This is a genomic window from Streptomyces sp. 1114.5, from assembly GCF_003635085.1.
Classification (GTDB): domain Bacteria; phylum Actinomycetota; class Actinomycetes; order Streptomycetales; family Streptomycetaceae; genus Kitasatospora.
The window spans coordinates 1,078,093-1,103,964 of record NZ_RBXE01000001.1; the positions used below are offsets into that span (position 1 = coordinate 1,078,093).

The window sequence follows — 25,872 nt, forward strand, 5'->3', positions numbered from 1 at the left end:
CCGGAGAGATCACTCTCCGGGGCTGTTTTCATGTCCCGTACGCCAACCGGTACGCCAACGGCTCAGCCGAGCTTGTCACTCAGCGACCCGAGGGCCTTCCGCTGCTCGTCCAGGGACGCGTGGGCGTAGACCTTCATCGTCACGCCGATGTCGCTGTGCCCGGCGATCTGCCGGACGATGTGCGGCGGGACGCCGAGGTCCAGCAGCAGGGTCACGCAGGTGTGGCGGAGGTCGTGGAATCGGAGCGAGAGCCCGAGCCGATCCCGGAGCGGGTACCAGCTCCGCCGGAGGTTGTCCGGCTCGATCGGCGTCCCGACCCGGCTCGTGAACACCAGCCCCGTCTCCGTCCACCGCTCGCCGGCCGCCACCCGCTCCTGAGCCTGCCGCTCCCGGTGGACCCGCAGAGCCTCCAGAACGAGCGGCGGGAGCGGCAGCGTCCGCAGCGAGGACGCCGTCTTGGTCGGGCCGAGCTGGAGGGCGCCGTCCACCCGCTGGAGGTTGCTGGACACGATGAGCGTCCCGCGCTCCAGGTCCACCGCCGCCCAGTGCAGGCCCAGCAGCTCCCCGCGCCGGAGCCCCATGGCGAGGGCGAGGACGTAGAGGGCGTGCAGGCGGTCCGTGCTGGCCGCCCTCAGGAGCAGGCGGGCCTGCGGGACGGTGAGGCCCTTCCCGGTGCCGTAATCGGGCGTGGGCACCTGCACCAGCTTGGCGACGTTCCTCAGGATCAGCTCCTCCCGGACGGCGTTCTCCAGGGCGTTCCGCAGGACGGCGTGGATCGACTGCACCATGCGACGGGACAGCTTGGTCTCGCAGCACTCCCCCGCCGCACAGCACTCCGGCTTCGGCCTGGCCGCGTCCCACCCGTTCTTGCAGCACTGGCAGGCGGTAGCAACACCGGCCAGCCACTTCCGGACGTCGGCGGCCCGGAGGGTCCGGAGCTTCTTGGTTCCGAGCCCGGGGACCAGGTGCACCCGGACCACGCTCTCGTACCCCTGGTAGGTCTTCGGCCGGCGGTTCACCCTCACCACGGCGGCCAGCCAGTACGTCAGGTACTCCTCCACCTTGGCGTTGGTGTCGGGCGTCGGGATTCCCTGGTTGTTCTGGGCCTGAAGCTCCGTCATCTTGTCCCGCACCTCGTCACGGGTCTTCCCGTACACGGAGATGCGCTTGACCTTCCCGGACGTCGTCGTCACGTAGACACGGCCGTGGTAGAGGTCGCGGTTCGTCATGCGGCTGATGCTGCCGTCGCCGTTGGCGCGCTTGGCCATTAGAGGCTGCTCCTGCTCTGGGTGCGGATGTAGGTGGTCAGGTCGTCGGCGGCCACGCGGCGTGCGCGGCCGATGGTGAAGCTCGGCAGGGCGCCGGAGCGGAAGAGGTCGTAGACCTTGCTGCGGCCGAGCCGGAGCGCGGCCATGACTTCGGGGACGGTGAGGGCTTCGGCGGGCGCGATGGTCACGGGTCCTCCCTCTGTTGGGCCTAGCGCTAGCGAGGGGTGGGGGTGTCGGGGGTGCGCTGGGAGCGGTTTTCGGGGTGTTGTGGCGGGGTGCCCTAGATCACTAGGCAGCTGGTCAGGGGCGGTTTTGCTCGCTAGCGGGCTCGCTAGGTCTAGCGAGGGGCGCCGCTAGGCCCACGGGCCGTTCGGGGGTCCTGTGGTGGTGCCGTGCGCGGTTCTGGGAGGGGCTGGAGATCGGCGGGCGGGTGGCTTGTCGGGGTGAAGGGGGCCCCCATGTACCGGGTCGGTGGTGTCTTCCGGTGGTGGCGGCAGGAAGTGGCCGGGGCTTCTGGCGGCGGGCGTGTTGTCCGAGGCGCGGATTTCTGCGTCACCGCGTCACCTGCGACACCCGAGCCCCTGACCTGGGGCTTTGGGTGACGCGGCTGCCGGGGGCTGCGTCACCGCTGCGTCACGGGCTGCGTCACCGCATGACGCAGGGCGGTTCCTCGTGGCGGGCGTGTTGTCCGAGGCGCGGATTTCTGCGTCATTGCGACATCAACGTCATGCGGGCCTGTGACCTGGGGCTTTGCATGACGCAGCGGTCGGGGGCTGCGTCATCGGTGTGTCATGAGCTGCGTCATGGCATGACGTACATGTCGCAGGATGACGCAGCAGCTGCCGTCTGCGTCATGGTCATTGGCGCAGGTCAGGGGCCGTTTTTCGGCTCGTATGACGCACATGTCGCAGCGTCTTCCTACTTAGGAAAAAGAGGGGCTGTTGTAGTTGGGGCGTGTCTTGCGGCGCGGGGCCAGGGGTGACGCAGGCTGGGTCTGCGGGTGACGCGGTGACGCAGCGGTGACGCAGAAGTTGCCGTCTGCGTCACCGCTGTTGTCGCAGGTCAGTGGCCGTTTTTTGGCCCTGGGTGACGCGGTGACGCAGAGCTTCCCTACTTAGGAAAAAGAAGGGGCTGTTCTTGTAGTGGGCGCTCGCCTCAGAGAGTGATGAAGGAGCCGCTGCGCGGCACGACCTTTGAGCGGCTTCGCCGAACAGCAAGAGGAGCACCCGGCGCCGGGCGAGCACGGTGCTCTTCTTGCTTGTCCAGCGGCCGGGCGTCCAGATTTCTGGGCACGACGGCCGCTCCTGACGGCGGCGGTGGGGCTGGTCAGTTGCGGGGTTTGGTCCAGGGCGAGCGCTCCCGGCTGCTGGACGGGGCTGCGGCGGCGACGGCGGACAGGCCGGCGGGCAGTCCGGTGGCGGCCAGGTAGGCGCGGAAGGCGTCGCGGGAGATGCGGACCTGGCCCCGGCCGTTGCCGACCCGGTAGGCGTCCAGGTGCCCGTTGCGGGCCATGCGCCAGACGGTCTCCTGCGACAGCCGCAGGGCGAAGGCCACCTGCGGCACCGTCAGGTAGTTCGTCGGGTCCGCGAGCGCGGCCGGGCCGGTGGTCGGGTCGGTGGTCGGCGGCGAGGTGTTCATGTGGGTCTCCTCAGTGGGGCGGCGGGACGGAACGGGGTCGGGTCGCATGCCCGCCGACGCTCACGGGCGCTCACGGGGCGCTCACGGGCAGGGCGGGCGGTGGTCAGGGGCGGGCCGGTCGGTCACCGCTGCTCCCACCCGGGTCGGGAAGCGCTTCCGCGAGCGCGGGAACGGTTGGCGGGAACGTGGCGGGCAAGTCGGGTGGCGGTCGGCCGACGATGCCTGCTCAGTGGGCGACCGACGCTTGGGGGTAAAGGGCGGGAAGCGCTTCCCGTGAGCGCGGGAACGATCGGCGGGCTGCACCGGGAACGGTCCCGTGAGCGGCGGTGAGCGGTCGGGTGTCCGCCGGGCCGGTCGGGTGCCCTGGCGTCGGCCGACCGGGGTTCCTCGGGGGTGAGTCGACCGGCCCGGGTGAGCGTCGGTGAGCGCTCACCCGGGGCAGGTGGTCAGTCGGTGAGCAGGGTGCTCACACCCGGCATCCGTCGGCGGGCAGGACACCGGCCGGGACGAGGCGGGCGGAGGTCTCGCGGGCGGCGAACGGCTCGTCCGACGCCACGCCGAACACCCGGGTGACGGCGTGCCCCAGGGCCCGCAGGTAGGACGGGGCCGCGTAGGGGCGGCGGCCGGTGTAGTAGGCCAGCGCCAATCCGGCGTTGTCCGTGATCACGCGGTAGCTGGAGCTGGCCAGCTCGAACCGCAGCGCATCCATGACGGCCGCGTCGTCGCCGAGGTCCTCCTCCGCCAGCTCGCAGACGTTGAAGGCCAGCAGGCCGAGGATCTCCCCGAACGACAGGTTCAGGGTGAACCGGACTGCCACGCGCGGCGCCGTCTCCTCCGGGTCCTTCTCCCCGAACATGTCCACGCCGGACCGGAGGGCGGCGGTGGAAACTCGCTGGTTGGTGAGCGTTGCAGGCATGATGGAACTCCCCTCAGTGGGGCCTGAAGCGGCGTACGGACTTGGCGGTTTGAGCGCCGCTTCAGGCATTTCCGCAGGTCAGAGCAGGCCGAAGAAGGCCCTTTGCCGTCTGCGACCTTCCGTCGCTTCCGACACCCACAACATAGACAACCTGCCTAGGCAGGTCAAGAGGGTTGGGTTTCTCGCGTCTGTTGGGCACCTGCCCTAGCATTGGCACATGGCCCTAGACCCGGATGACTCGCGCCCCCCGTATCAGCAGGTCAGCAGCTCTCTGCGGGCCTCGATCCTCACCAGGAAGCCGGGCTTCGAGACCGGCGACAAACTTCCGTCCGGCCCCGAGCTGGCCAAGCACTTCGGCGTGGCGCGCGGCACCGTCGACAAGGCGCTGGACCTGCTCCGGACCGAGGGGCTGATCGTGACCCGCCAGGGAAGCGGCTCGTTCGTCCGGGAGCGGACCTCTCGGCCGGTCGGACTCCGGCCCCACCTCGAAGCAGCCTTCGAGCAGCAGCAGGTGACTCTGGATTTCGCGGGCTTCTCCAGCGAGACGCTGCACAACGCACTGCAGGAGCCGCTGGACAAGGTCCGCTCCGGTCGGCTCACCCCGGAGTCCATCACCGTGCGCCTACTGCTGCCGGACACCACTGAGCCGATGGCAGTCCCCGTGCTGGTCGACGGGCTCAAGGACGAGGTGGCGCTTCGCGAGCGGGCCCGGAACATCGCGCTGACCAACGCCGGGGGCATCGCCCACTCGGTCGAGGTGCTGGCAGAGCTGGGGCTGGTCCAGAAGGCGAGCGTGCAGGTCAAGGTGCACCGGGCGTCCAGCCTGTTCAAGCTGTACATCCTGAACAGGTCGGAGGCATTCTTTGGCTTCTATCCGCTGCGTGAGCGGACCATCGCGGTGGACGGCATGGACCACACGTTCTACGACGTGACGGGTAAGGACACCACCCTGTTCCACCACGCCGCCGGCCCCGATGACGCCTCGCTCGGATCGCAGTACGTCCAGCAGGCCCAGATGTGGTTCGACAGCGTGTGGAGCACGATCGCCTACGAGCGGCAGCCATGACCACCGCCCCTCAGCAGCTCGCCAACGTGCTCCGGCCGGTGAAGCACGTGCTCCTCGACTTCGACGGCCCGGTGTGTTCGGTCTTCGCTGGTCTCCCCGCCCCCGAGATCGCGCGCCGACTCCGTGAGGGCCTACTCGCCAGCGGCGACCAGGCCCCGGCCGGGGCCGAAGAAGAGAGCGATCCCCTCGCCCTACTCCGGCTGGTCTCAGACGCTCGGCCCGACCTCACGGAGAGCACGGACGCCGCACTGGCCGCGCTGGAGACCGAGGCAGTCCAGAAGGGCCGGGCGACCCCGGGCGGAGAATCGGTTCTGCGGGCCTGTGCCCGGTCCGGTCGGCTGGTCTCGGTGGTCAGCAACAACGCGGGTGCGGCCATCGAGACCTACCTCACCGAGCACGGCCTCAGCGGCTACGTGGCGGGCGTCTTCGGACGCGCCCCAGGCGACCCCTCGTCCATGAAGCCGAATCCGCGCCTCCTACTCGAAGCCATGGAAGCCGCGGGCACCAAGCCGGAGCACTGCGTGTTCATCGGCGACGCGGCCCGCGACGTCGAGGCCGGGGAAGCCGCTGGTATCCCGACGATCGGCTACGCCAACAAGCCGGGAAAGGATGCCAAGCTCGCCACCGCCGGCGCCGTGGTGATCGTGGACTCCATGCAGCTCATCGCGGACGCCTTGACGTGAGGCTCGGACAGCGGCGCCGCCGAAGGCGTACTCCAACCCGTACGCCAACAGCAGCGCACAAGGGCGGACGACGCAGCACAACGGCGGACTCTACGCCCGGCCAGACCTAGGCAGCCAGAGGCCCTGATCCGGCCTGAAAAGCGGAAGGTCGCCGGTTCGACCCCGGCCCTGGCCACAACAGAGAAGCCCCCGTAGCGAATTCGCTACGGGGGCTTCTTCGTGCCGTTCGACGCCTCCGCGACGGACGGAAGGCGGTCACGGCGGAAAATCTCCGGCTCTTCGCGGCAACCTTTTCGGCCTCCGCGGCCACTCAGCGGTGTCCGGCCAAGTGGTTCGGTCAGATGCGACGGCTGAGAGAGAGCACAGACGTGTCCCTTGAACGAGAGCACAGCGACGTCCCTCGCCCACCCCACGTCGTCAGTGGCGCTACACGGGCGGGCGGCCACGGGCGCGGAGCCCGTCCGTCGCATCGCGCCCGCCGGCTGTACCGGCGCCGGGGTTTCTGGGCGGCTGTCGGCCTGGCGGTCGTGGGCGCCTCGGTGGCCGTGATCAACACGGCCTCGGCGGGCACCGTGGCCGTGGACACGAGCCCCTGGTACCTGCTGGTCAACCGCGGCACCGGCCAGGTGCTGGACGACTACGGCTACGGCGCGTACGACGGCGCTCCGGTGGTGCAGTGGAGCCGCACCGGCGACGCGAACCAGCAGTGGAAGTTCCTCGACGCGGGCGACGGGAACTACCGGCTGCAGAACCGGCACTCCGGCAAGGTGCTGGACGACTACGGCTGGTCGAAGGCCGAAGGCTCCCAGGTGCGGCAGTGGAGTGACCTGAACGGCGCCAACCAGCAGTTCCACCTGGAAAAGTCGTCGGACGGCTACGTACGTCTGATCAACCGCTTCAACGGCAAGGCCGTCGAGGTCCCGCTCGGCTCCAAGGCCGACGGGGGCCAGATCGCCCAGTACCACGACTGGAACGGCGCCAACCAGCAGTGGCAGCTCGTCCCGGTCGGCAGCACCGGCAGCACCGGCAGCACCGGGAGCACGGGGGGCACCGGGAGCACGGGGGGCTCCGGCAGCAGCGCCACGCCCACCACACCTGCCACCCCGGGCGGCAGCGCTCCCACGAGCCAGGCCCCGGGCGGTAACCACCCGACGCCGGCACCGCCGGCGGTGCCGGCCGGAGGCGGCAACAACCCGGCGAAGAGCTTCATGGGCAGCAACACGGTGCTCGTCGGCGGCTCGATGTCCGACGCCTCGGCGGGCGCCGCGCCGTTCGACGTGCAGTACGCCTACGTGCACAGCCAGCCCGCGCCCTCCTCGGACTACTACACGGCGGCCCGCTGCCAGGACGCGTGGACGGGCTGGTGGGGCTGCTGGAACGGCAGCACCACGGCGCCCGGCACGTACGTGACCTGGCGGGACGCCAAGGCGGCCCAGGAGACCTACCAGGGCAAGCCGCGCCCGCAGAAGTTCCTCTGGACCTGGTACTCCCTGCGCGACCTCGGCGACGCGGCGGGCCAGGGCGACGGTCCGGGCGAGGTCAAGGCCATCAACCGGGCCGACCTGCTCACCCGGTACCTGAACGACTACCGCTTCTTCCTCCAGAAGATCGGCACCTCGCACGACATGATCGACCTCGAACCCGACTTCTGGGGCTACGTCCGGTCGCTCGGCGACCCGCACCAGGTCGCCGCGCAGGTCACGGCCGCGGACCCGACGGACTGCGGATCGCAGGAGAACAGCGCCGCCGGACTCGCCCAGTGCCTGATCTCGATGGCGCACAAGTACGCTCCGAACACCGCCGCCGGCATGCACCTGTCCTGCTTCGACTGGGAGCAGAACACCGCGCAGTGCGTCAAGGACTACGCCCACCTCGGCGCACAGAACGCCGACTTCCTGGCCACCGACGTGTCGGACCGCGACGCGGGCTGGTACGCGCAGCCCGCCCACGGCGGCCTCGACAAGTTCTGGACCGACCAGAAGGCCGCCGCCCAGCTGTCGTTCTACAAGACGATGGCCGAGTCCGTGGGCAAGCCGGTGGTCCTGTGGCAGATCCCCGTGGGCAACATGGCGCAGAACAACACGCTCAACCACTACAAGGACGACAAGGTGGACTGGTTCTTCGCGCACATGGACCAGGTGGCGAACGCGCACATCGCCGGCCTGCTGTTCGGCTCGGGGCAGCAGGAACAGACCACGCCCGAGACCGACGGCGGAAACCTGATCAACAAGACGATCGCGTACCGCAACTCGGGCGGTTCAGCGCTCAAGTAGGCGAGAGGACGACCGTGGCCCCGCCCCCGGCGGGGCCACCCGTCGTTGCCGTCGCCCGTCGTTCGCGATTCGCCACCGGCGGCTGTGACACTGGAGGGGCTCGAAAACCTAGGTGCGCTCCGCCGTGCCTCCTTGCGAACCTAGAGGGATGCCCGCAGTGAGTTCTCCCGCAGTCCAGTCCGCCCCCGCGCCCGCGCCCGCCGAGGGGCCCGGCATCGGCGAGCTGGCCGCCCGTCTGCCCGAGCTGACCCTGCGCGACCAGGTGCGGATCGGGCGCCGGCTGGAGGGTGCCCGCCGGGTGCGCAAGCCCGAGGCCCGGCAGAAGATCGCCACCGAGATCGCCAAGGACATCGACCGCGCCGAGCTGCTGGTCGAGCAGCGCCGCAGCGCCGTCCCGCCGATCACGTATCCCGCCGAGCTGCCGGTCAGCCAGAAGAAGGACGAGATCCTGGCGGCGATCCGGGACCACCAGGTGGTGATCGTCGCGGGCGAGACCGGCTCCGGCAAGACCACCCAGATCCCGAAGATCTGTCTGGAGCTCGGCCGCGGCGTGCGCGGGCTGGTCGGCCACACCCAGCCGCGCCGGATCGCCGCCCGCACGGTGGCCGAGCGGGTCGCGGAGGAGCTGGACAGCCCGCTGGGCGAGGCGGTCGGCTGGAAGGTCCGGTTCACCGACCAGGTCGGCCAGGACACCCTGGTCAAGCTGATGACGGACGGCATCCTGCTCGCCGAGATCCAGACCGACCGCGATCTGCACCAGTACGACACGCTGATCATCGACGAGGCGCACGAGCGCAGCCTCAACATCGACTTCATCCTCGGCTACGTCAAGCAGCTGCTCCCCCGCCGCCCCGACCTCAAGGTCGTGATCACCTCCGCGACCATCGACCCGGAGCGCTTCGCCCGGCACTTCGGCGACGCCCCGATCGTCGAGGTCTCCGGCCGCACCTACCCGGTGGAGGTCAGGTACCGCCCGATCGTCGACGACGCCGAGGACGACGGGGACGAGGTCGACCGCGACCGGGACCAGGTCCAGGCGATCTGCGACGCCGCCCAGGAGCTGCAGGCCGAGGGCCCGGGCGACATCCTGGTCTTCCTCTCCGGCGAGCGCGAGATCCGCGACACCGCCGACGCCCTGAACCGGCTGAAGCTGCGCAACACCGAGGTCCTGCCGCTGTACGCCCGGCTCAGCTCGGCCGAGCAGCACCGGGTGTTCCAGCGCTCCAACAGCCGCCGGATCGTGCTGGCCACCAACGTGGCCGAGACCTCGCTCACCGTCCCCGGCATCAAGTACGTGATCGACCCGGGCACCGCCCGGATCTCCCGCTACAGCCACCGCACCAAGGTGCAGCGGCTGCCGATCGAGGCGATCAGCCAGGCCAGCGCCAACCAGCGCAAGGGCCGCTGCGGCCGTACCTCGGACGGCATCTGCATCCGGCTGTACTCGGAGGAGGACTTCCTCGCCCGCCCCGAGTTCACCGACGCCGAGATCCTGCGCACCAACCTGGCCTCGGTGATCCTGCAGATGACCGCGGCCGGCCTCGGCGACATCGCCGCCTTCCCGTTCCTGGACCCGCCGGACTCGCGCAACATCAAGGACGGCATCCACCTGCTGCACGAGCTGGGCGCGCTCGACCCGGACGAGAAGGACCCGCGCAAGCGCCTCACCCAGCTCGGCCGCAAGCTCGCCCAGCTCCCGGTGGACCCGCGGATGGCCCGGATGGTGCTGGAGGCGGACCGCAACGGCTGCGTCCGCGACGTCATGGTGATCGCCGCCGCGCTCTCCATCCAGGACCCGCGCGAGCGCCCCGCCGAGAAGCGCCAGGCCGCCGACGACCGGCACCGCCGGTTCACCTCGGAGACCTCGGACTTCCTCTCCTACCTGGCGATGTGGCGCTACGTCCGCGAGCAGCAGCGGGAGCTCTCCTCCTCGGCCTTCCGCCGGATGTGCAAGACGGAGTTCCTCAACTACCTGCGGATACGGGAGTGGCAGGACATCTACACCCAACTGCGCACCGTCGCCAAGCAGTTGGGCGTCACCATCGAGGAACCACACCCCGACGCCGAGCCGGACGCCGACCGGATCCACCAGTCCCTGCTGGCCGGACTGCTCTCCCACATCGGCCTGTTCGACGTGGAGAAGCGCGAGTACGGCGGTGCGCGCGGCGCCCGCTTCGCGGTCTTCCCGGGCTCCGGCCTGTTCAAGAAGCCGCCGCGCTGGGTGATGTCGGCCGAGCTGGTGGAGACCTCCCGGCTCTGGGCCCGGATCAACGCCAAGATCGAGCCGGAGTGGGTCGAGCCGCTGGCCGGCCACCTGATCAAGCGCAGCTACAGCGAGCCGCACTGGGAGAAGAAGGCCGGCGCGGTGCTGGCGTACGAGAAGGTCACCCTCTACGGGATGCCGGTCGTCGCCCAGCGCAAGGTCAACTACGGGAAGATCGACCCGGAGCTCTGCCGCGAGCTGTTCATCCGCAACGCGCTGGTCGAGGGCGACTGGGAGACCCACCACCGGTTCTTCGCCGAGAACCGCAAGCTGCTCGGCGAGGTCGAGGAGCTGGAGAACCGGGCCCGCCGCCGGGACATCCTGGTGGACGACCAGACCCTGTTCGAGTTCTACGACTCCCGGCTGCCCGAGGACGTCGTCTCCACCCGGCACTTCGACTCCTGGTGGAAGAAGGCCCGGCACGAGCAGCCGGACCTGCTGAACTTCGAGAAGTCGATGCTGATCAACGACGCCGCCGACGGCGTCACCGAGGCCGACTACCCGGACCACTGGCAGCAGGGCAAGCTGCGCTTCAAGCTGACCTACCAGTTCGAACCCGGCAGCGATGCGGACGGCGTGACCGTGCACATCCCGCTGCCGGTGCTCAACCAGGTCACCGCGGAGGGCTTCGACTGGCAGATCCCCGGTCTGCGGGAGGAACTGGTCACCGCGTACATCAAGTCGCTGCCGAAGGCGATCCGGCGCAACTTCGTGCCGGCGCCGGACTTCGCCAAGGCGGCGCTGCGCTCGCTGAAGGACCGCCAGGAGCCATTGCTGCCCTCGCTGGAGCGCGCCCTGAAGCGCCTGACGGCCGTCACCGTGCCGCCGGAGGCCTGGGACGACGAGCGGGTGCCGGACCACCTCAGGGTGACCTTCCGGGTGGTGGACGGGCGCCGCAAGCTCGCCGAGTCCAAGGACCTGGAGGAGCTGCGGCTGAAGCTCAAGCCGAAGCTCAAGGAGACGCTGTCCTCGGCCGCCTCCGGCCAGGGGATCGAGCAGAGCGGGCTGACCGCCTGGCCGGCCTCCCTGCCGGTCCTGCAGCGCACCTTCGAGCAGCGTTCGCGCGGCCACGCGCTGCGCGCCTACCCGGCCCTGGTGGACGAGGGCGCCACGGTCGGCGTGAAGCTGTTCGACACCCCGGAGGCCCAGGCGCAGGCGATGTGGGAGGGCACCCGGCGGTTGCTGATGCTGACCACCACCTCACCGGCCAAGTCGATCCAGGGCCGGCTGGGCAACCAGGCGAAGCTGGCGCTCTCGCACAGCCCGCACGGCTCGATCAACGCCCTGTTCGAGGACGTGGTGGCCGCGGCGACGGACCGCCTGATGGCCCTGGCCGGCGGCCCGGCCTGGGACGAGGCGGCCTTCGCCAAGCTGCACGACAAGGTCCGCGCGGACCTGTACGACCTGTCCGCGGACGCCACGCTGAAGACGGCCACCGCACTGATCGCCTTCCACAAGGCCTCGACCCGGCTGAAGTCGGTGAGCAGCCCGGTGCTGCTGAACGCGGTGAACGACGTCCGGCTGCACCTGGCCTCGCTGGTGCACCCGGGCTTCGTGACGGCCACCGGCTGGCAGCGTCTGCCGGACCTCAAGCGCTACCTGCTGGCGGTGGACCGCCGCCTGGAGGCGCTGCCCAACCACCCGCAGCGGGACGCCCAGCAGCTGCTGAAGGTGCAGCAGGTGCAGCAGGCGTACGGGGAGCTGCTGGCGGCGGTGCCGGCCGGGCGGCAGCCCTCGGAGGAGGTGCGGGCGATCCGCTGGATGATCGAGGAGCTGCGGGTCAGCTTCTTCGCCCAGTCGCTGGGCACGCCCAGCCCGGTGTCGGAGAAGCGGATCATGAAGGCGATGGAGGCGGCGCGGGCGACGCTCTGACCCGGACGCCGCTCTGAGCTGCGGGTGGGCCTTCGGGAGCCGGTCGGGAGCCGGTTCGACCTGGAGGCCCACCATGGGCTACAGTCTGTCTTGTTCGCAGCGCGGCAAGCGAGTGAACGAGATCAGAAAACTCTGGTCCCGTGGAGCAGTTGGTTAGCTCGCCACCCTGTCAAGGTGGAGGTCGCGGGTTCAAGTCCCGTCGGGATCGCCGCAGTGCGAGAGGCCCGGAACCGTCAGGTTCCGGGCCTCTCGCGTTTTCGCCGTCCGGCCCTTACCCCGGACTAGGTCTAGACCACAAGTGACAGAGCGCGTGACGGTCGTCACTCATGTTTCCCCGAACCCCGGCGCGCCCCACCCTGCCCAAGAGGCCACTAATTTAATATGTAAAATTGCACTGCTATTCACTGTAAATCCCCCCCGCCTCATGAGCATCAAATCGTTATCCGGAGTTCAACATTCCGACAGATCCGGGGGCGCCCGGAAGCACGACAAAGGGGCCGCTTACCGGACCCGGCGGAGTCCGGTAAGCGGCCCCTTTAAAGAGCCTTTGGCCTATCAGGCCTCAGTGCGCTGGGCGGGAATCCCGGCCAGCAGGGCGCGCACCTCCGCCTCACGGTAACGGCGGTGACCACCGAGCGTGCGGATCGACGTCAGCTTGCCCGCCTTGGCCCAGCGGGTGACCGTCTTCGGGTCCACGCGGAACATGGTGGCAACCTCTGCCGGCGTCAGCAGCGGCTCAGCATCAGGGGTACGAGCGGTCATGAGCGGCCTCCTCGGGAGAACCGAACCAGGGCGGTTCTATCCTTCAAATTCTGCACCTTGGCCCGCGATGCCCGAAATGGCATAGACGGGCCGAGTCGGTTATAGGACGAACGGCTTGTCCTGGTGTCTACAACTACACCATCCGTCCAGCCCTATCGACCAAACCGCCAAAATTGACCCCTCACGGGTTCAAGGCCGACGGATGGCGATGGACCACCCCATAACGGACAGTCACGCGACGATGACATCCGGTTACGAGGGGACCAGACCCTCCGTTTCCCCGCAAAGCACGCATCGACTCCAGAACCACCCAAAAGTGGGCACGCTCACGTGAAGTTGGGCTGGTTGTCCCATTTTTGCACATAGGGGTAAGTTCGCGTCAACGGTGAGTAGTGTCACGTTCGACAGCTATTGACCCGAACCGGGACCTTGGTCATCGCCGTTGCGGTCCCTAGGACTCTTACAGTCATACACGGGCGGTCGGACGTCAGTTCGCGTTCCGCAGCGCCAGCACCCGGCGCCAGCGCACCGTCAGCTCCCCGTACACCCGCAGCGCCTCCGCGGTGTCCCCCGCCCGCAGCGCCCGCAACCCCTCCTCCAGCTCCCGCGCCGAACGGTCCGCCAGCAGCCGCTCCGGCCCCAGCAGATGCACCAGCCCCCCGTAGTCCAGCTCCACCAGCGACCGCGGGTGGAACTCCTCCAGCCACCGCCCGACCTGCTCCGCCCCCCGCACCAACTCCCCCGCCGGCACCGCCTCGCGCAGCGCCCGGTAGGCCCTCGCCACCCGCCGGCGCGCCTGCGCCATCGGCACCAGGTAGAACAGCGCCGCCGGCCGGCCGCCCCGCTCCCCCTCCCCCTCCGCCGGCTCCCCGCCCGGCACGAAGCACCGGTCCTCGTCCCCGAACGGCAGGAACCAGCGCACCGGCACCTCCCACCGGCTGGTGAGGATCCACGGCCGGGCGTCCGGGTGCTCGGCCCGCCAGCGCTCCCGGTCCACCTCGGCGGCCTCCCGGGCCGCCGGCGGCAGCGCGGTGTCCAGCAGCGCCACCGGCGCCCCGGCCCGCAGCTCCTCCAGCGCCTGCCAGCTGCGCAGCCTCGTCGCCCACGGGCAGACGTACAGTACGCCGTCCACCAGCCGCAGGTACGCCCGCCCGCTCTCCCGCTCCGGCAGCGCCCGGGGCGTCCGCGAGGCCAGCCCCGCCAGCGCCTCCCGCTGCTCCTCCAGCACCGCCGCGGCGACCGGCTGCGCCGCCTCCCCGGCGTCCGGCCCGTGCTCCGCCGCGTAGCCCTGCCAGTGCGCCCGCTCCGGCTCCGGATAGGCCGCCAGCGGCTCGTACACCCGCAGGTGGGCGGCGTAGGGCGGGTGTACGGAAGTGCGTACGACGGTCACGTCCTGCATGGTCGCACGCGCCGTCCGGCCCCGGGAGGGCGCGCCCGCGAACCGTTCGCGCCCGCACCGCGCACCACCTCCCGTCTCACCCTTCGGACAACCGGCACAAGCTCGGACAAGAGGGCGGATCGGCGGCCCGCGCGCGACTACTCTCTGCCTTAGGCGCCCGCACCACAGCAGCGGGCCTTCCCTACTGGAGTCACCACAGTGACCGACGTACAGACCCCCGCCACGCACCCCGCACCCGGCGTGCTCAGCAGGATCTTCCGTACCGAGCAGGACGGCGCCCCCGGCGACGGCCACGAGCAGGTCGTCCTCTGCCACGACCGCAGCTCCGGCCTGAAGGCCATCATCGCCATCCACTCGACCGCCCTGGGCCCGGCCCTCGGCGGCACCCGCTTCTTCCCGTACGCCTCCGAGGAGGCGGCGCTGGAGGACGCGCTGAACCTGTCCCGCGGGATGTCCTACAAGAACGCGCTGGCCGGGCTGGACCTCGGTGGCGGCAAGGCCGTCATCATCGGCGACCCGAACAAGGACAAGAACGAGGCGATGCTCCGGGCTTACGGCCGCTTCGTGGAGTCCCTCCGCGGCCGCTACATCACCGCGTGCGACGTGGGCACCTACGTCCAGGACATGGACGTCGTCGCCCGCGAGACCTCGTTCGTGACCGGCCGCTCGCCCGAGCACGGCGGCGCCGGTGACTCGTCCATCCTGACCGCCTTCGGCGTCTTCCAGGGCATGCGCGCCAGCGCCCAGGCCCGCTGGGGCCAGCCGACCCTGCGCGGCAAGCGGGTCGGTGTCGCGGGCGTCGGCAAGGTCGGCCACTACCTGGTCGGCCACCTGGTCGCGGACGGCGCCGAGGTCGTCGTCACCGACCCGTTCGAGGCCGCCGTCAACCGCGTGCGTGCCGCCCACCCCGAGGTGGAGGTCGTCGCCGACACCGCCGCCCTGCTCCAGGCCAAGCTGGACGTCTACGCCCCCTGCGCCCTCGGCGGCGCGCTGACCGACGACGTGGTCGCCGCGCTGGGCGAGTTCGGCACCTCGATCGTCTGCGGCGCGGCCAACAACCAGCTGGCGCACGCGGGCGTCGAGAAGGACCTCGCCGACCGCGGCATCCTCTACGCGCCCGACTACCTGGTGAACTCCGGCGGCGTCATCCAGGTCGCCGACGAGATCGAGGGCTTCAACTTCGAGCGGGCCAAGAACAAGGCCACGAAGATCTTCGACACCACCCTGGAGATCTTCACCCGCGCCGCCGCCGACGGCATCCCGCCGGCGGTCGCCGCCGACCGCCTGGCCGAGAAGCGGATGCGGGAGATCAGCGCGCTGCGCACGGTGCTGCTGCCGGGCGCCCGCCGCGCCTGATCCGGCACCCTCCGGACCCGGTACGCGCGGGGGGCCGTCCCAGTGGCCCCCCGCGCATCACGATGTGGAACCGGATTCTCACTTCTGCGCCCGATCGGGTGATCCGACGCCCCCCTAGGGGGGATAATCAGTCCTGGAACGACGGACCGAAGACACCTCTGGACAGCGCGCAAAACGCCGCAAAACCTCCCCTGACCTGGGAAGACCTGGTCTCGGGTGCGGTCGGTGCGCGCCACGTCACACCGACGACGTACCGTCCAGCGGCGGAAACAGGTACCGTTAATGCTCCAAGGGACGGTCCTCCCATTCGGGCAGGCCGGTCCTGATCATGAACACGTGTCAGACTCGGGGCCGTGAGCCCCATCGTTGAGGGGGTCGACCCATGGGGCGCGGCCGGGCCAAGGCCAAGCAGACGAAGGTCGCCCGCGAGCTGAAGTACAACAGCGGCGGGTTCGACGCTAACCGTCTGTCCAACGAGCTGGGCGTATCGCCGTCCACCGCTTCGATCGACCCCGAGCCGATCGAGGAGGAAGAGGACGACGACCCGTACGCGGAGTACGCCGCCCGCTACGCCGACCTCGACGACGAGGACGACACCGAGCCGGGCGCCGGGGCTTCGCAGGCCTCCCGCCGCTCGTAACCAGCAGCTTCGCCGGACCGGTCCGGGCGCCCAGGCGCCGGGCCGGTCTTCGGCGTTCCCTGTGTTCGCCCGCTCGCCTCCGGGGCGGGCAGGCGGGCAGGCGGGCAGGCGGGTTGACCGTATGCGAGAGGGCCCCTCCGGTGCGTCGGAGGGGCCCTCTCGTCGTTCTCGGCCGGGGATGGCCGGGGTCAGGCCCGGAAGCCCTCGTAGGAGTTGTAGAGGGCCGCTCCGCCCTCGTGCTCGTCGGTGCGCTCGACGATGTCACCGAGCAGCCAGGACTCGACGCCGCGGTCCTCCAGGATCGACAGCACGACGTCCACCGAGTGCGGCGGGACGACCGCGACCATGCCGACGCCCATGTTGAGCGTCTTCTCGATCTCCAGGGTGGCCACCTTGCCGACCTCGGCGACGGTCCGGAAGACCGGCAGCGGGGTCCAGGTGCCGCGGTCCAGGCGGGCGTGCAGGCCGTCCGGGATGACCCGGGCCAGGTTGGCCGCCAGGCCGCCGCCGGTGACGTGCGAGAAGGCGTGGACCTCGGTGGCGCGGGCGAGCGCCAGGCAGTCCAGCGAGTAGATCCGGGTCGGCTCCAGCAGCTCCTCGCCGAGGGTGCGGCCGAACTCCTCGACCTTGCGGTCCAGCTTCCAGCCGGCCTCGTTCAGCAGCACGTGGCGGACCAGCGAGTAGCCGTTGGAGTGCAGGCCGGAGGCGGCCATCGCGATCACCACGTCGCCGGCCCGGACGCGGTCCGCGCCGAGCAGCGCGTCGGCCTCCACGACACCGGTGCCGGCGCCCGCGACGTCGTACTCGTCCGGGCCCAGCAGGCCCGGGTGCTCGGCGGTCTCACCGCCGACCAGGGCGCAGCCGGCCAGCGCGCAGCCCTCGGCGATGCCCTTGACGATCGCGGCGACCCGCTCCGGGACGACCTTGCCGACGCAGATGTAGTCGGTCATGAACAGCGGCTCGGCCCCGCACACCACCAGGTCGTCCACGACCATGCCGACCAGGTCGTGGCCGATGGTGTCGTGCTTGTCCATGGCGGCGGCGATGGCCACCTTGGTCCCCACGCCGTCGGTGGCCGACGCCAGCAGCGGCCGCTCGTAGTTCTTGAAGGCGGACGCGTCGAAGAGCCCGGCGAAGCCGCCGAGACCGCCGACCACCTCGGGGCGGTTGGCCTTCTTCACCCACTGCTTCATGAGCTCGACGGCGCGGTCGCCCGCCTCGATGTCGACACCGGCGGCGGCGTAGGTGGCGCCGTTCTGGTTGGAGCTGGTCACTGCGGCCCTCTCGGGTCAGGTGGGGGTGGTTCGGAAACAGCGGTGGGGCCCCGGTTCGCGGGACCCCACCACGGGTCGTTACGGGCGACGCAGCGCGTCGGCCGCGCCGGCCCCGCCGAGCAGCGACTGGACGCCGTCCAGGTCGCTGCCGCTGGTCGGCTTGCCGCGGACGGCCGGCTGCTGCTGGCCGCCCTTGATCTCGGCCTCCAGCAGGAGCTTGCCGAGCAGTGCCGGGTCCGGCAGCTCCATCGGGTACTCGCCGTCGAAGCAGGCCCGGCAGAGCCGGTCCTTGGGCTGCTTGGTGGCCTCGATCATGCCGTCGATCGAGATGTAGGCGAGCGAGTCGGCGCCGAGGGTGCGGCCGATCTCCTCGATGGTCATGCCGTTGGCGATCAGCTCCGCGCGGGTGGCGAAGTCGATGCCGAAGAAGCAGGGCCACTTCACCGGCGGCGAGGAGATCCGGATGTGCACCTCGGCGGCGCCCGCCTCGCGCAGCATCTTCACCAGCGCGCGCTGGGTGTTGCCGCGGACGATCGAGTCGTCCACGACCACCAGGCGCTTGCCGGCGATGACCTCGCGCAGCGGGTTGAGCTTGAGCCGGATGCCGAGCTGGCGGATGGTCTGGCTGGGCTGGATGAAGGTGCGGCCCACGTAGGCGTTCTTCACCAGGCCGGAGCCGTACGGGATGCCGCTGGCCTCGGCGTAGCCGATCGCGGCAGGGGTGCCGGACTCGGGCGTCGCTATCACCAGGTCGGCCTCGACCGGGGCCTCCTTCGCCAGGCGGCGGCCCATCTCCACGCGGGAGAGGTGCACGTTGCGGCCGGCGATGGAGGTGTCGGGGCGGGCCAGGTAGACGTACTCGAACACGCAGCCCTTGGGCTTCGCCTCGGCGAAGCGGGAGGTGCGCATGCCGTTCTCGTCGATGGCGATGAGCTCGCCGGGCTCGACCTCGCGGATGAAGGAGGCGCCGCAGATGTCCAGCGCCGCCGTCTCGGAGGCGACCACCCAGCCGCGCTCCAGCCGGCCGAGCACCAGCGGGCGGATGCCCTGCGGGTCGCGGGCGGCGTAGAGGGTGTGCTCGTCCATGAAGACGAGCGAGAACGCGCCCTTGACCTTGGGCAGCACGACCTTGGCCGTCTCCTCGATGGAGAGGTCCGGGTGGCCGGCGAGCAGGGCCGTCACCAGGTCGGTGTCGTTGGTCGCGGCGGTCCGGCCCGAGCGGGAGACGTGCTCCTCTCCGGGCAGTTCGGCGACCATGGCCGCCAGTTCGGCGGTGTTCACCAGGTTTCCGTTGTGCCCGAGGGCCAGCGAACCGTGCACGGTCGCCCGGAAAGTCGGTTGGGCGTTCTCCCAGACCGAGGAACCGGTGGTCGAGTAGCGGGCGTGTCCGACGGCGATATGCCCGTGCAAGGATCCCAGCGAGGCCTCGTCGAAGACCTGGGAGACGAGTCCCATGTCCTTGAAGACGAGAATCTGGGAGCCATTGCTCACTGCGATGCCCGCGGATTCCTGACCGCGGTGCTGCAGGGCGTAAAGGCCGAAGAACGTGAGCTTGGCGACCTCCTCGCCGGGAGCCCAGACACCGAAGACGCCGCAAGCGTCCTGGGGGCCTTTCTCGCCGGGAAGAAGATCGTGGTTGAGTCTTCCGTCACCACGTGGCACGCCTTCGAGTCTAGGGCAGTTGGCACAGGCTTCCGGAACCCGGGATGCCGGGATTGTTGGACGATCCGCGAGTAACGCGCGTAGACAAAACCCCTTACGGGGTGGGGATTTCGGGCCGTCGCAATTCCGGCGGGCGGCGGTTGGCCTTGTGGTTCGCGCCTGTTGGGGAGTTCCGTGTGCGGAGCGGCGGAGGGCGGGGCGGAGCCGAACGTGAGCCTGCTCACCCGGCGTTCACTCCGGCTTCACGCGGCCGGAAGCAGCAGTCCCCAGGCGCCCGGGTGCACCGTCCAGGTCCGGGCGCGGACCGGGCCGACGGGGTGGCCGTCCGCCTCGTAGCCGAAGCCGCGGCCGACCACCGAGACGCTCGCCGCCCGGGCGCGCACCAGGGCGCCGGAGGCGCGGACGACGACGTCCATCTCGCCCGTCCCGTCCGAGACCCCGGACGGGAGCGTGACCTGGACCAGCCGGACCGGCCGGTGGACGTCCGCGAGCAGCCGGCCGTCGGCCTCGACCCGGACCCGGGAGCTGTGGTCGACCGCCTCCGGAGTGAGTGCGTTCGCCTGCTCGGCCGCAGCCAGTTTCGCCCATAGCGAACGCCAGCCGCTCGAACGGCCCAGGCGGTGCGAGCCGCCACCGGTGATCCGCACCCCGCCCAGCGCCACCCCGCCGCCGTCGTCCACCAGCAGGTCCAGCCGGCGCGGCGCGCCCGACAGCACCGCCCGGGCGGCCCGGACCGGCTCCCCCGGGACGCCGAGCGCGCGGGCCGTCGCCAGCTCCGCCGCCCGACCGACCGGAACCATCCCCACCGGTTCCGTGCCCAGCTCACGCTGCCGGTGCAGCGCCTGCAGCACCCGCTGCAGGGCGAGGTCGGAACCGATCACCACCGGTCGCCGCCGGCCCCGGTGCGAAAGCACCCGGTCGAGCTCGGAAGGGCTCTCCGGGTAGGCCACCTTGACGTCCGCGCCCCCGCACAGCACGTCCTTCGCGATCCGCACCGACTCGCCGTCGGTCTGCCGGGCCACCGGGTCGAGGAGCAGCAGGAGCGGCTCGGGGCCGCCGGTTCCAGGCGTGGACAGGGACGACACGACCGGTCCTTCCTCAGGTAATCTCTCGGTGCAAGAGCCCCTTGCGCCATTGCGCCAGGGGCTTCGTCTATCTCGGGGCAGACTGCGGCCTACGCAGGATGCCCCAACCGGAAGGGGTGTACGCCTGTGCCGGCACTCGTGCTCGTTGGCGCTCAGTGGGGGGACGAGGGCAAGGGGAAGGCCACCGACCTCCTCGGCGGCTCCGTCGACTACGTCGTCCGCTACCAGGGCGGCAACAACGCCGGTCACACGGTGGTCATCGGCGACCAGAAGTACGCCCTGCACCTGCTCCCTTCCGGAATCCTCAGCCCGAACGTCACGCCGGTCATCGGCAACGGCGTCGTGATCGACCCGGCCGTGCTGCTCTCCGAGCTGGCCGGTCTCAACGACCGCGGCATCGACACCTCCAAGCTGCTGATCTCGGGCAACGCCCACCTGATCACGCCGTACCACCGCACCCTCGACAAGGTCACCGAGCGCTTCCTCGGCAAGCGCCGGATCGGCACCACCGGCCGCGGCATCGGCCCGACCTACGCGGACAAGATCAACCGCGTCGGCATCCGGGTCCAGGACCTGTTCGACGAGTCGATCCTGCGCCAGAAGATCGAGGCGGCGCTGCACGACAAGAACCAGGTCCTGGTCAAGCTCTACAACCGCCGCACCATCCCGGCCGACCTGGTGGTCGAGGAGTACCTGGGCTACGCGGAGAAGATCAAGCCCTTCCTCTCCGACACCACCCTCGTCCTGGACGAGGCGCTGAAGGCCAACAAGGTCGTCCTGCTGGAGGGCGGCCAGGGCACCCTGCTCGACGTCGACCACGGCACGTACCCCTTCGTGACCTCGTCGAACCCGACCGCGGGCGGCGCCTGCACCGGCGCCGGCATCGGCCCCACCAAGATCGACCGGGTCATCGGCATCCTCAAGGCCTACACCACCCGCGTCGGCTCCGGCCCGTTCCCGACCGAGCTGCTCGACGAGGACGGCGAGGCGCTGCGCCGGATCGGCGGCGAGCGCGGTGTCACCACCGGCCGTGACCGCCGCTGCGGCTGGTTCGACGCCGTGATCGCGCGCTACGCGACCCGGGTCAACGGCCTCACCGACTTCTTCCTCACCAAGCTCGACGTGCTGACCGGCTGGGAGCAGATCCCGGTCTGCGTCGCGTACGAGATCGACGGCCGGCGGGTCGAGGAACTCCCCTACAACCAGTCGGACTTCCACCACGCCAAGCCGATCTACGAGACGCTGCCGGGCTGGACCGAGGACATCAGCAAGGCCAAGACCTTCGCCGAGCTGCCCAAGAACGCCCAGGCGTACGTGAAGGCGCTGGAGGAGATGTCGGGCGCGCCGATCTCCGCCATCGGCGTCGGCCCGGGCCGGGACGAGACGATCCAGATCAACTCGTTCATCTGAGCCTGATCGCTGGTCGCCGATCGCCGATCGCTGATCACTGATCGCTTCGAGGGCCCCGCGGGATTCGTCCCGCGGGGCCCTTCGCTTCGCCGGCCTCCGAATTTTGCACTAGTGCAGATATCTCTTGCATCTAGTGCAACTCGCCAGTACGTTCGGACCATGACCGCGAAGCTGCCCTCGCCCCTCACCCTCACCGGCCGCCACATCCGCCTGGAGCCCCTGGAGCGGCGCCACCTGCCCGACCTCTGGGCCACCGTGGGCCCCGACCCCGAGGTCTGGCGCTGGATCCCCTTCCTCCCGCCCACCTCGGAGGAGGAGCTGGGCGCCATCCTCGACGTCCGCCTCGCGGAGGTCGCCAGCGGGACGGCGGTGAAGTTCGCCGTCATCGACCTGGCGAGCGGGCGGGCCGTCGGCATCACCGGCTACTACGACTTCAGCGCCGAGGACGAGCTGGTGGAGATCGGCGGCACCTGGTACGCCCGCTCGGTCTGGCGCACCGCCGTCAACACCGAGGCCAAGCTGCTGCTGCTCACCCACGCCTTCGAGGACCTGGGCATGGGCCGGGTGTTCTGGAAGACGGACGCGCTCAACGACCGCTCCCGCAATGCGATCCTGCGGCTCGGCGCCCGGTTCGAGGGCATCCACCGCCGCGACCGGCACCGCGCCAACGGCACCTGGCGGGACAGCGCCTACTTCTCGATGCTCGCCGACGAGTGGCCGGCCGCCAAGTCCCGTCTGGCGGAACGGCTTTCGCGGGGCTGAGGAGCGCTCGGGCCGCGGGGTCGGCGGGCGGGCGGGCCAATGGGCGGGCGGGGAACGCTATTCCCGCTCGCCGCCCGCGGAATGGCCGGCCGCGATCCCGCGCTTCGCCGAACGGGGCTGGCGGGGTTGGAGGTTGACCAACCAGACCAGCCAGCCGACGAATAGCACGGCGAGCAGGAGTGCGGACAATGCGGCGACGAGAAGCGCATTCACCGGAATACGGAAATGCGGCGGGGAGCGTGGGGGTGGCGGGGAAGACGGAGAGGCGGGGAAAGGGGCATGGCTGTCTCCGGTCGGTGATGTCGGGGCGCCGCGACCATGCATCTGGTGTGTAATGACGGCTGATTGAGGGCTGGTTGAGGCCTGATCGGGGACTGTTTAGACGGCAACAAGTCAGCGAGTGACACGGATGACCCTAGGGTCGGGGTGCCAGAGTTGCTACCGAGCAGGAGAACGTTCACTCCATCGTGGGGTATCCCCCATTTCAGTAGCTAGCGCCCGGTATGCACGGCACACTTCACCGGAAGCATCGACCGAAGCCGCGATCCGGAGAAGAGAGTCATGCCACCCCGCTTGTCGCCGACCGTGCGCCAGCAGCGCCTCGGGATCGAGTTGCGCAGGATGCGCGAACGCGTGGGCGTGACGCCCAAGAGCCTCGCCGTCACCATCGGCACCGACCTGCCCAAGATCTCCCAGATGGAGAACGGCAAGTCGGGCATCAGCGCCGAGCGGCTGCGGATCTGGGCCCGAACCTGCGGCTGCGAGGACGGCCCGTACCTGGACGCCCTGTTGGCGATGACGCAGGACCGGCGCAAGTACTGGTGGGACAGCTACCGCGGCCGGCTGCCGAACGCGATCATCGACATCGCGGAGATGGAGCACCACGCCACCTCGCTGTCCATCCTGAACAGCACCTTCATCCCCGGCCTGTTGCAGACCCCGGAGTACGCCGTCGCCGTGTTCGAGCGGCTGCCCCCGCAGTACCGGCAGGAGGCGGCGGACCGGAAGGCGTTCCGGATTCGGCGCCAGCAGATCTTCGTCGACCGCCCCAAGCCGTACAGCGCATTCCTGCACGAATCCGCGCTGCGCATGCAGTTCGGCGGCCCCGAAGTACTGCGCGAGCAGTTGCAGAGCCTGCTGGAGAATTCCGAACGGCCAGGGGTGGAGATCCGGGTGATCCCGTTCAGCGTGCCCACCTACACCGGCTCCGGGGAGAGCCTGTACCTCGCCCGCGGGCCGGTCCCCGAGCTCGACACCGTCCAGATCGACCTCTCCCACGGGCCGACATTCGTGCACACCCAGACCGAATTGGCCTCCTACCGCCGGATCAAGGAGGAGACCGCGGCGATCGCGCTCGGGTCGGACGAGTCCCGGGACTTCATCCGGGCCTTACTGAAAGACTTCACATGAGTCGCATGAGTACGTGGCGCAAGGCATCGGCCAGCGGCGAGAGCACCGACTGCGTCGAGGTCAGGGCGGCGGGCGGCCTGGTGGAGATCCGCGAGTCGGACCTGCCCGAGGTGGTCGTACGGACCACGCCGCGCAAGTGGGCCGCCTTCCTCCGCGGGGTGAAGGCCGGGGAGTTCGACCGGTACGCCGACTCCGCCCGGACGTGACGCCGGCCGTCGGGGCCCGTGGCGGCGGTAGGCTTGGCAGCCCACAGTGGACCCCTGCGCCTGGCACCGCACCCCGGGTGGGGAGCGTGTGCGGGAGAAATCGGAGCATCCGAGGATGGCTCGGCACCTGATCACCAGCGCCCTTCCCTACATCAACGGGATCAAGCACCTGGGCAACATGGTCGGGTCCATGCTCCCGGCGGACGTCTACTCCCGCTACCTGCGGCAGCGCGGCCACGAGGTGCTGTACATCTGCGCCACCGACGAGCACGGCACCCCCGCCGAGCTGGCCGCCCAGGAAGCCGGACTGCCGGTCGCCGAGTTCTGCGCCCGGGCGCACGAGGCGCAGAAGGCGGTGTACGACGGCTTCGGGCTCTCCTTCGACCACTTCGGCCGCAGCTCCTCGCCGCAGAACCGGGAGATCACCCAGGAGATCGCCCGCGAGCTGCAGCGCAACGGCTTCATCGAGGAGCGCGCGATCCGCCAGGTGTACTCCAACGCCGACGGCCGCTTCCTCCCGGACCGCTACATCGTCGGCACCTGCCCGCACTGCGGCTACGACAAGGCGCGCGGCGACCAGTGCGAGAACTGCACCCGGGTGCTGGACCCGACCGACCTGCTGGAGCCGCGCTCGGCGATCAGCGGCAGCTCCGACCTGGAGGTCCGGGAGACCAGGCACCTGTTCCTGCTGCAGTCGAAGCTCACCGAGGAGGTCGAGAACTGGATCGCCGCCCACGGCGACTCCTGGCCGGTGCTGGCCTCCTCCATCGCCCGCAAGTGGCTCACCGAGGGCCTGCAGGACCGATCGATCACCCGCGACCTGGAGTGGGGCGTCCCGGTGCCGGCCGACGTCTGGCCCGAACTGGCCGCCGAGGGCAAGGTGTTCTACGTCTGGTTCGACGCCCCGATCGAGTACATCGGCGCCACCAAGGAGTGGGCGGACGCGGCCCCGGCCGGGCAGCTGCGGGACTGGAAGTCCTGGTGGTACGAGGCCGACGAGACCGTCCGCTACACCGAGTTCATGGCCAAGGACAACGTCCCCTTCCACACCGTGATGTTCCCGGCGACGATCCTCGGCTCGCGCCGCCCGTGGAAGAAGGTCGACTACGTCAAGGCCTTCAACTGGCTGACGTACTACGGCGGGAAGTTCTCCACCAGCCAGAAGCGCGGCATCTTCACCGACGTCGCCCTGGAACTGCTGCCCGCCGACTACTGGCGCTACTTCCTGATGGCGCACGCCCCCGAGTCCGACGACTCCAGTTTCACCTGGGACCTCTTCGCCTCGGTCGTCAACAAGGACCTCGCCGACACCCTCGGCAACTTCGTCAACCGGGTGCTGTCCTTCAGCCGCAAGCGCTTCGGCGACGACGTCCCCGGCGGCCACGCGCCGGGCGAGGCCGAGCAGCGCCTCGGCGAGCAGATCGCCGAACTGCTCGCCGAGTACGAGGCCCAGCTGGACGCCCTCAACTTCCGCAAGGCGGCGCAGGCTCTGCGCGCCCTGTGGAGCGCGGGCAACGCCTACCTGGACGAGAAGGCGCCCTGGCTGCAGGTGAAGACCGACCCGGAGGCGGCGGCGCTCACCCTGCGCACGGCGATGAACCTGATCCACCTGTACGCGGTTGTCTCCGAGCCGTTCATCCCGACCGCGGCGGCGGCGATGCGCGGCGCCTTCGCGCTGCCCGCGGACGCCCCGGCGGCCACCCGCGACTGGGTGGGCCCGGAGGAGGCGCGGGCGCTGGACCTGGTGCCGGCCGGGACGGCGTTCACGGTGCCGCCCGTGCTGTTCGCCAAGATCACGGACGAGGACCTGGCGGCCTGGACGGCGCGCTTCGGCGGCTCGGAGGGCTGAGCACGTCGGAGGGCTGAGCACGTCGGAGGCCCAGCGCGGGAGACGGCGCCCCGAACCCCGGTTCGGGGCGCCGTCCCC

20 protein-coding genes and 2 tRNA genes are annotated in these 25,872 nt (G+C 70.2%); 13 read left to right on the forward strand and 9 right to left on the reverse strand.

The window, feature by feature from the left end; all coding sequences use genetic code 11:
• Positions 1-62 precede the first annotated feature (62 nt).
• The 4 genes from xerC to BX285_RS04610 all read right to left on the reverse strand — a co-directional run bounded on the left by xerC (position 63) and on the right by BX285_RS04610 (position 3,822).
• Positions 63-1,268: a tyrosine recombinase XerC gene (gene xerC / locus BX285_RS04595; RefSeq protein WP_121174525.1), complete on the reverse strand. Its 1,206-nt coding sequence runs from the start codon at positions 1,266-1,268 to the stop codon at positions 63-65.
• Positions 1,268-1,456: a helix-turn-helix domain-containing protein gene (locus BX285_RS04600; protein ID WP_259470431.1), complete on the reverse strand. Its 189-nt coding sequence runs from the start codon at positions 1,454-1,456 to the stop codon at positions 1,268-1,270. Before BX285_RS04600 ends, xerC begins: the two co-directional genes overlap by 1 nt.
• 1,138 nt (positions 1,457-2,594) lie before the next feature.
• Positions 2,595-2,906, reverse strand: coding sequence for a helix-turn-helix domain-containing protein (locus BX285_RS04605; RefSeq protein WP_183107001.1), 312 nt, complete (start codon positions 2,904-2,906; stop codon positions 2,595-2,597).
• Positions 2,907-3,372: 466 nt separating this feature from the next.
• Positions 3,373-3,822: a hypothetical protein gene (locus tag BX285_RS04610; RefSeq protein ID WP_121174527.1), complete on the reverse strand. Its 450-nt coding sequence runs from the start codon at positions 3,820-3,822 to the stop codon at positions 3,373-3,375.
• Positions 3,823-4,039: 217 nt separating this feature from the next.
• Between BX285_RS04610 and BX285_RS04615 the strand changes: the two genes are divergently transcribed.
• The 6 genes from BX285_RS04615 (at position 4,040) to BX285_RS04635 (ending at position 12,187) form a co-directional block, all read left to right on the forward strand.
• A complete protein-coding gene (locus BX285_RS04615) occupies positions 4,040-4,888 on the forward strand; it encodes a GntR family transcriptional regulator (protein WP_121174528.1) in 849 nt (282 codons plus the stop codon).
• Entirely contained in the window at positions 4,885-5,571 is a 687-nt protein-coding gene (locus BX285_RS04620) for an HAD family hydrolase (RefSeq protein WP_121174529.1), read from the forward strand. Before BX285_RS04615 ends, BX285_RS04620 begins: the two co-directional genes overlap by 4 nt.
• Before the next feature lie 98 nt (positions 5,572-5,669).
• Positions 5,670-5,746 (forward strand) — tRNA-Phe (locus tag BX285_RS37100).
• A gap of 352 nt (positions 5,747-6,098) precedes the next feature.
• On the forward strand, positions 6,099-7,844 hold the full coding sequence (locus tag BX285_RS04625; protein WP_259470432.1) for an RICIN domain-containing protein: 1,746 nt from the start codon (positions 6,099-6,101) through the stop codon (positions 7,842-7,844).
• A 148-nt stretch (positions 7,845-7,992) separates the two neighbouring features.
• The gene (hrpA, locus tag BX285_RS04630) at positions 7,993-11,979 is read left to right on the forward strand and encodes an ATP-dependent RNA helicase HrpA (protein ID WP_121174531.1); all 3,987 of its coding nucleotides are present in this window, start codon (positions 7,993-7,995) and stop codon (positions 11,977-11,979) included.
• 134 nt (positions 11,980-12,113) lie between these two features.
• Positions 12,114-12,187, forward strand: a tRNA-Asp gene (locus BX285_RS04635).
• Positions 12,188-12,534: 347 nt separating this feature from the next.
• Here the strand turns inward: BX285_RS04635 and bldC are convergent.
• Positions 12,535-12,741, reverse strand: a complete 207-nt coding sequence (gene bldC, locus BX285_RS04640; protein WP_014137253.1) for a developmental transcriptional regulator BldC — start codon at positions 12,739-12,741, stop codon at positions 12,535-12,537.
• A gap of 487 nt (positions 12,742-13,228) precedes the next feature.
• Positions 13,229-14,140, reverse strand: coding sequence for a hypothetical protein (locus tag BX285_RS04645; RefSeq protein WP_121174532.1), 912 nt, complete (start codon positions 14,138-14,140; stop codon positions 13,229-13,231).
• A gap of 198 nt (positions 14,141-14,338) precedes the next feature.
• On the opposite strand from BX285_RS04645, the gene BX285_RS04650 reads away from it, so the two are divergent.
• Complete coding sequence (locus BX285_RS04650; protein ID WP_097236781.1) at positions 14,339-15,496, forward strand: Glu/Leu/Phe/Val dehydrogenase dimerization domain-containing protein; 1,158 nt, start codon at positions 14,339-14,341, stop codon at positions 15,494-15,496.
• 382 nt (positions 15,497-15,878) lie between these two features.
• Complete coding sequence (locus BX285_RS04655; RefSeq protein ID WP_097236782.1) at positions 15,879-16,136, forward strand: DUF3073 domain-containing protein; 258 nt, start codon at positions 15,879-15,881, stop codon at positions 16,134-16,136.
• Positions 16,137-16,324: 188 nt separating this feature from the next.
• Here BX285_RS04655 and purM read toward each other — a convergent pair whose 3' ends face one another.
• The 3 genes from purM to BX285_RS04670 all read right to left on the reverse strand — a co-directional run bounded on the left by purM (position 16,325) and on the right by BX285_RS04670 (position 20,157).
• Positions 16,325-17,410 carry a phosphoribosylformylglycinamidine cyclo-ligase gene (gene purM, locus BX285_RS04660; RefSeq protein ID WP_097236783.1) on the reverse strand — a complete coding sequence of 362 codons (1,086 nt, stop codon included), beginning with the start codon at positions 17,408-17,410 and terminating at the stop codon, positions 16,325-16,327.
• Between the two features lie 78 nt (positions 17,411-17,488).
• Entirely contained in the window at positions 17,489-19,072 is a 1,584-nt protein-coding gene (gene purF / locus BX285_RS04665) for an amidophosphoribosyltransferase (protein WP_097236784.1), read from the reverse strand.
• Between the two features lie 242 nt (positions 19,073-19,314).
• Positions 19,315-20,157, reverse strand: coding sequence for a diacylglycerol kinase family protein (locus BX285_RS04670; RefSeq protein WP_121174533.1), 843 nt, complete (start codon positions 20,155-20,157; stop codon positions 19,315-19,317).
• 126 nt (positions 20,158-20,283) lie between these two features.
• Here BX285_RS04670 and BX285_RS04675 point away from each other — a divergent pair, with 126 nt between their 5' ends.
• From BX285_RS04675 to metG, 5 genes are all read left to right on the forward strand, one after another.
• A complete protein-coding gene (locus tag BX285_RS04675; RefSeq protein WP_097236786.1) occupies positions 20,284-21,567 on the forward strand; it encodes an adenylosuccinate synthase in 1,284 nt (427 codons plus the stop codon).
• A gap of 159 nt (positions 21,568-21,726) precedes the next feature.
• Entirely contained in the window at positions 21,727-22,329 is a 603-nt protein-coding gene (locus BX285_RS04680; RefSeq protein ID WP_097236787.1) for a GNAT family N-acetyltransferase, read from the forward strand.
• A 561-nt stretch (positions 22,330-22,890) separates the two neighbouring features.
• Entirely contained in the window at positions 22,891-23,739 is an 849-nt protein-coding gene (locus BX285_RS04685; RefSeq protein ID WP_097236788.1) for a helix-turn-helix transcriptional regulator, read from the forward strand.
• 5 nt (positions 23,740-23,744) lie between these two features.
• Positions 23,745-23,945 (forward strand): DUF397 domain-containing protein, encoded by a 201-nt coding sequence (locus tag BX285_RS04690; RefSeq protein WP_097236789.1) that lies wholly within the window; start codon positions 23,745-23,747, stop codon positions 23,943-23,945.
• 115 nt (positions 23,946-24,060) lie between these two features.
• Positions 24,061-25,794 (forward strand): methionine--tRNA ligase, encoded by a 1,734-nt coding sequence (gene metG, locus BX285_RS04695; RefSeq protein WP_097236790.1) that lies wholly within the window; start codon positions 24,061-24,063, stop codon positions 25,792-25,794.
• Positions 25,795-25,872 lie beyond the last annotated feature (78 nt).

Bases quoted from the DNA above. Each gene is read 5' to 3' on its own strand.
- xerC (WP_121174525.1), bottom strand. From the start codon at position 1,268: ATGGCCAAGCGCGCCAACGGCGACGGCAGCATCAGCCGCATGACGAAC.
- BX285_RS04605 (WP_183107001.1), bottom strand. From the start codon at position 2,906: ATGAACACCTCGCCGCCGACCACCGACCCGACCACCGGCCCGGCCGCG.
- BX285_RS04610 (WP_121174527.1), bottom strand. From the start codon at position 3,822: ATGCCTGCAACGCTCACCAACCAGCGAGTTTCCACCGCCGCCCTCCGG.
- BX285_RS04615 (WP_121174528.1), top strand. From the start codon at position 4,040: ATGGCCCTAGACCCGGATGACTCGCGCCCCCCGTATCAGCAGGTCAGC.
- BX285_RS04620 (WP_121174529.1), top strand. From the start codon at position 4,885: ATGACCACCGCCCCTCAGCAGCTCGCCAACGTGCTCCGGCCGGTGAAG.
- hrpA (WP_121174531.1), top strand. From the start codon at position 7,993: ATGCCCGCAGTGAGTTCTCCCGCAGTCCAGTCCGCCCCCGCGCCCGCG.
- bldC (WP_014137253.1), bottom strand. From the start codon at position 12,741: ATGACCGCTCGTACCCCTGATGCTGAGCCGCTGCTGACGCCGGCAGAG.
- BX285_RS04645 (WP_121174532.1), bottom strand. From the start codon at position 14,140: ATGCAGGACGTGACCGTCGTACGCACTTCCGTACACCCGCCCTACGCC.
- BX285_RS04655 (WP_097236782.1), top strand. From the start codon at position 15,879: ATGGGGCGCGGCCGGGCCAAGGCCAAGCAGACGAAGGTCGCCCGCGAG.
- BX285_RS04680 (WP_097236787.1), top strand. From the start codon at position 21,727: ATGACCGCGAAGCTGCCCTCGCCCCTCACCCTCACCGGCCGCCACATC.
- BX285_RS04685 (WP_097236788.1), top strand. From the start codon at position 22,891: ATGCCACCCCGCTTGTCGCCGACCGTGCGCCAGCAGCGCCTCGGGATC.
- BX285_RS04690 (WP_097236789.1), top strand. From the start codon at position 23,745: ATGAGTACGTGGCGCAAGGCATCGGCCAGCGGCGAGAGCACCGACTGC.
- metG (WP_097236790.1), top strand. From the start codon at position 24,061: ATGGCTCGGCACCTGATCACCAGCGCCCTTCCCTACATCAACGGGATC.